The organism is Mesorhizobium sp. M7A.F.Ca.MR.176.00.0.0 (genome assembly GCF_004023165.1).
In the GTDB taxonomy this organism is placed as follows: Bacteria; Pseudomonadota; Alphaproteobacteria; order Rhizobiales; family Rhizobiaceae; genus Mesorhizobium.
Genome location: NZ_RZTC01000087.1, coordinates 21,996 through 26,620, shown reverse-complemented (window position 1 = coordinate 26,620; position 4,625 = coordinate 21,996). Strand labels below are relative to the sequence as shown.

The 4,625-nt window shown below is 65.1% G+C and carries 4 protein-coding genes; 3 read left to right on the top strand and 1 reads right to left on the bottom strand.

Annotated features, from left to right (window positions below):
- Together EOB59_RS24845 and lpdA are read left to right on the top strand one after the other, a co-directional pair.
- On the top strand, window positions 1–952 hold a 952-nt coding region (locus EOB59_RS24845), incomplete at its 5' end, for a dihydrolipoamide acetyltransferase family protein (RefSeq protein WP_164895739.1).
- A gap of 331 nt (window positions 953–1,283) precedes the next feature.
- Window positions 1,284–2,681, top strand: coding sequence for a dihydrolipoyl dehydrogenase (gene lpdA, locus EOB59_RS24840; protein ID WP_127808601.1), 1,398 nt, complete (start codon window positions 1,284–1,286; stop codon window positions 2,679–2,681).
- A 233-nt stretch (window positions 2,682–2,914) separates the two neighbouring features.
- On the opposite strand, the gene EOB59_RS24830 is transcribed toward lpdA, so the two are convergent.
- The gene (locus EOB59_RS24830) at window positions 2,915–4,018 is read right to left on the bottom strand and encodes a saccharopine dehydrogenase family protein (RefSeq protein WP_127397738.1); all 1,104 of its coding nucleotides are present in this window, start codon (window positions 4,016–4,018) and stop codon (window positions 2,915–2,917) included.
- A gap of 115 nt (window positions 4,019–4,133) precedes the next feature.
- Between EOB59_RS24830 and EOB59_RS24825 the strand changes: the two genes are divergently transcribed.
- Window positions 4,134–4,562: an Lrp/AsnC family transcriptional regulator gene (locus tag EOB59_RS24825; protein ID WP_127329250.1), complete on the top strand. Its 429-nt coding sequence runs from the start codon at window positions 4,134–4,136 to the stop codon at window positions 4,560–4,562.
- The last annotated feature ends 63 nt before the right edge of the window (window positions 4,563–4,625 follow it).

Below are 4,625 nucleotides of genomic sequence, written 5' to 3'. Positions count from 1 at the left end.
GGCTAGGGGTGGGGGTACGGCGCCGACATCTCAAGTTGCCACGCCCGCCGGCGCACGGCGTCCCGAGGGCGAAAGACCGCTGGCTTCGCCTGCCGTGCGTCTGCGGGCAAAGGAAGCCGGCATCGATCTCAGGCAGGTTGCGGGATCCGGCCCTGCCGGCCGCATCGGCCATGAGGACATCGAAGCGTTCCTGGCGCGCGGGCCGCAGGTTGCCAGGACATCCGGCCTCGCCCGCAACGATGCGATCCAGGATATCAAGGTGGTGGGCTTGCGGCGCAAGATCGCCGAGAAGATGTCGCTGTCGAAATCGCGCATCCCGCACATCACCTATGTCGAGGAGGTCGACGTCACCGCGCTGGAGGAATTGCGCGCCGCGCTCAACAAGGAGAAGCGCCCAGGTAAGGGTGGCGTGGAGCGGCCGAAGCTGACGCTGCTGCCGTTCCTGATGCGGGCCATGGTCAAGGCGATAGCGGACCAGCCCAATCTCAATTCGCTGTTCGACGACGAGGCCGGCATCATCCACCAGCATGGCGGCATCAATATCGGCATTGCCGCGCAGACGCCGACGGGGCTGGTGGTGCCTGTGGTCAAGCATGCCGAGGCGCGCGATATCTGGGAGTGCGGCGCAGAAATCATCAGGCTGGCCGAGGCGGCCAAGTCCGGCACGGCGACACGCGACGAGCTGTCTGGCTCGACCATCACCATCACTTCGCTCGGCGCCATGGGTGGCGTGGCGACGACACCGGTCATCAATCATCCCGAAGTGGCGATCATCGGCGTCAACAAGATGATGGTGCGGCCGGTGTGGGACGGCACCCAGTTCATGCCGCGCAAGATGATGAACCTGTCGTCGAGCTTCGACCATCGGGTGATCGACGGCTGGGACGCGGCGGTGTTCATCCAGCGGATAAAGACGCTGCTGGAAACGCCGGCGCTGATCTTTGTGGATTGAGGGGCGGGACAATCGAGATGCCGGCGGGACAGCGCCCCCCTCTGCCTTGGAGGACTGGTTTTCTTCTTACAATGTTGAAAATCAGCGAAAGCAGTGGAGGGCGTAATCTCCCCCCTCGAGGGGGAGATGGCCGGCAGGCCAGAGGGGGTTGGTACGACTGGACGCGACCGCCTTGCGCGACAGATGCAGGCCGGCGCTCTACGCGCGGCGACCCCCTCTGTCGCCTTCGGCGACATCTCCCCCTCGAGGGGGGAGATTACGCGCTTCGAGGGCGGCGCGAAGGACCCAACATTATCTGCCTTCCAGCACCATTGTGAACCAGGATGCCAACATGAAAGAAATCTCCTGCAAGCTGCTCGTCATCGGCGCCGGTCCCGGGGGCTATGTCTGCGCCATCCGTGCCGGGCAGCTCGGCGTCGACACGGTGATCGTCGAGTCGGGCAAACCAGGCGGCACCTGCCTCAATGTCGGCTGCATCCCGTCCAAGGCGCTGATCCATGCGGCGGAAGAGTTCGAGAGGGTCTCACACATGGCGAGCGGCAAGAGCCCGCTGGGCATTTCGCTCACCGCACCGACGCTCGACCTGGCTAAGACGATCGCCTGGAAGGACGGCATCGTGAGCCGGCTCAACAGCGGCGTCGCCGGCCTGCTCAAGAAGGCAGGAGTCAAGACCGTGCATGGCTGGGCGAGCTTTCGCGACGGCAAGACTGTGGAGGTCGAAACCGAGACAGGAAGCCAAGTCATCCGCGCCGAGGCGATCGTCATCGCCACCGGCTCGGCGCCGGTCGAACTGCCGTTCCTGCCCTTTGGCGGTCCGGTGATTTCGTCAACCGAGGCACTGGCACTCGGCGCGGTTCCACAAAAACTCGCTGTCGTCGGTGGCGGCTATATCGGGCTGGAACTCGGCATGGCCTTCGCCAAAATGGGCGCCAAAGTGACCGTGGTCGAGGCCTTGCCGCGCGTGCTGGCGCAGTATGACGCCGAACTCACGCGGCCCGTGGTCAAGCGGCTCAACGCACTCGGCGTCGAGGTGATGCTGGGTGCCAAGGCCAAGGGGCTATCGACCAAAGGCGATGCGCTGCTGGTCGAGACGGCGGATGGCAAGAGCGCCAAGGTCGCCGCCGAAAAAATCCTGGTCACGGTCGGCCGCAAGCCGGTGACCGAAGGCTGGGGGCTCGAGCAGATCGACCTCGACAGGGCAGGCAAATTCATCCGCATCGACGACCAGTGCCGCACCTCGATGCGCGGCATCTTCGCCATCGGCGACGTCACCGGCGAGCCGATGCTGGCGCACCGGGCGATGGCCCAGGGCGAGATGGTCGCCGAGATCGTCGCCGGTCACAAACGCAGCTGGGACAAGCGCTCGATTCCCGCCGTCTGCTTCACCGATCCCGAGCTGGTGACGGCAGGCTTGTCGCCGGAAGAGGCCAAGGCGCTCGGCGGCGAGATCAAGATCGGCACGTTCCCGTTCGCCGCCAACGGCCGGGCGATGACCAAGCTCGGCGAGGACGGTTTTGTCCGTGTCGTCGCGCGCGCGGACAACCATCTGATGCTCGGCATCCAGGCGGTCGGGCAGGGCGTCTCGGAACTGGCGGCGGCTTTTGGACTGGCGCTGGAGATGGGCGCGAGGCTGGAGGACATTGCCGGCACGATCCATGCCCATCCGACGCAAGGCGAGGGATTCCAGGAAGCGGCGCTCAAGGCGCTGGGGCACGCGCTGCATGTTTGATTCGTGATAGTGCAAAGGCGGTGATGCTGGCGGGACACTCGCCCCGCTCTGTCCTGCCGGACATCTCCCCCTCAAGGGGGGAGATCAGCAGTTTCGGGCAACCCGCCTCTTCCAAGACTTTGAAAATTGGCGAAATCTAAGATGACAGCCGATCTCCCCCCTAGAGGGGGAGATGCCCGGCAGGGCAGAGGGGTGCACTGTCCCGCCAGCCTCTCACAAGAGAGAGACGCTGATCACCCCGCCAGCCGGCTCACCATCTCGTGCTGCGCATAGGCGCGCCCGAAACGGTTGGCCAGAAACGCGTCAAGCGCGATGTCTTCCTGCTTGATGAAACCCGTCGCCGGCAGGCTGCCGTCGGCCAGCATGTCGAGCACGGCGCAGATGCCCGACGCGGTGGTGATCTGGATGGCGCTTCGCACCTGGTCGCCGATGCGCCTGGAGTAGATCTTGTTGGCGTAGGTCTCCTGCAGCAGGCGGCCGTTCTTGCGGCCGGAGACGGTGACGAAGACGATGACCACGTCCTGCAACGTCGCCGGCAGGGCGCTTTCGAAAATGTCTTTCAGCACGTCACGGCGGTGGCGCAGGCCGAGATCGTTGAGCAGCGCCTTCATGATCGCGGCGTGGCCGGGATAGCGGATGGTGCGGTAGTTCAGCGTGCGCACTCTGCCCTTCAGCGTCTCGGCCAGCGTGCCAAGGCCGCCGGAGGTGTTGAACGCTTCGTAGGTGACGCCGTCGAGCGAGAACTCCTCGCGCTCTTCCAGTGGCGGCACCTCGACCAGCTCGCCTTCGACGATCGCCTCGCAGGGCTCGCAATATTCGTTGATGACGCCGTCGGTGCTCCAGGTCAGATTGTAGTTCAGCGCGTTGGAGGGATATTGCGGCAGTGCGCCGACGCGCATGCGCACGCTCTCCAGCGAATCGAACCGGCTGGCGAGATCGTTGGCGACGATCGAGATGAAGCCCGGCGCCAGGCCGCATTGCGGAATGAAGGCGCTTCTGCCCGAACGCGCCAGTTCCTTGACGCGGCGGGTCGAGACGACGTCCTCGGTCAGGTCGAGATAGTGCACGCCGGCACTGGCCGCCGCTTCGGCGATGCGGGTGGTCAGATGGAAGGGAGCGGCGCTGAGCACCGCGAATTTGCCGGCGAGCGCGGCTTCCAGCGCGCCGGCGGCTTCGATGTCGAGCTCCAGCGTCGCAACCGTGGCCGGCAGTTCGGCAGCAGCGAGCTGTGCTGCCGAGCGGTCGACGAGCGTGACCTGATAATCCCCAGTGGCGGCGAGCATCTCGGCAATGGTCGAGCCGATCTTTCCGGCGCCGACAACGACAATTTTTTTCATGACCGATCCCTCACTGATTGTGAGCTCAGATTCGCAGCTTGCCCGTCGAATGGAAGCGTGGTTTTGTTCGAAACGAAACCGTTGATTGGACAGTCTGCCGAGAAGAATCGTCGAAATGCTCAGTGACGCCGAACAGGCTCTGCTTTCCCTGCTGCGCGAGAATGCGCGCGCCTCGACCGCCGAGCTGGCGCGGCGGCTTGGCGTGTCTCGAACGACCGTGCAGAGCCGCATCGAGCGGCTGGAGCAGCGCGGCATCATATCAGGCTATGGCGTCCGGCTGGCGCCGGACTACGAGCAGGGGCTGGTGCGGGCGCATGTACTGCTCACCGTGACGCCCAAGCTCGCCGACAAGGTGGTGCGCGGCCTGCGCGCCCTGACGACGGTCCGGACGCTGCATTCGGTCAGCGGCAATTTCGACATGATCGTCATCGTCGACGCGCCATCGATCCGCGACCTCGACATGCTGCTCGACCAGATCGGCGCCATGGACGGGGTCGAGCGGACCCTGTCGTCGATCATCCTGTCGACGCGGATCGATCGGTGAAGCTGCTGGTCTCCCCCCTCGAGGGGGAGATGGCCGGCAGGCCAGAGGGGGTCGGTCCGACCG

Excerpts from the sequence above, each read along its gene's own strand:
- lpdA (WP_127808601.1), top strand. The coding sequence starts at position 1,284 with ATGAAAGAAATCTCCTGCAAGCTGCTCGTCATCGGCGCCGGTCCCGGG.
- EOB59_RS24830 (WP_127397738.1), bottom strand. The coding sequence starts at position 4,018 with ATGAAAAAAATTGTCGTTGTCGGCGCCGGAAAGATCGGCTCGACCATT.
- EOB59_RS24825 (WP_127329250.1), top strand. The coding sequence starts at position 4,134 with ATGCTCAGTGACGCCGAACAGGCTCTGCTTTCCCTGCTGCGCGAGAAT.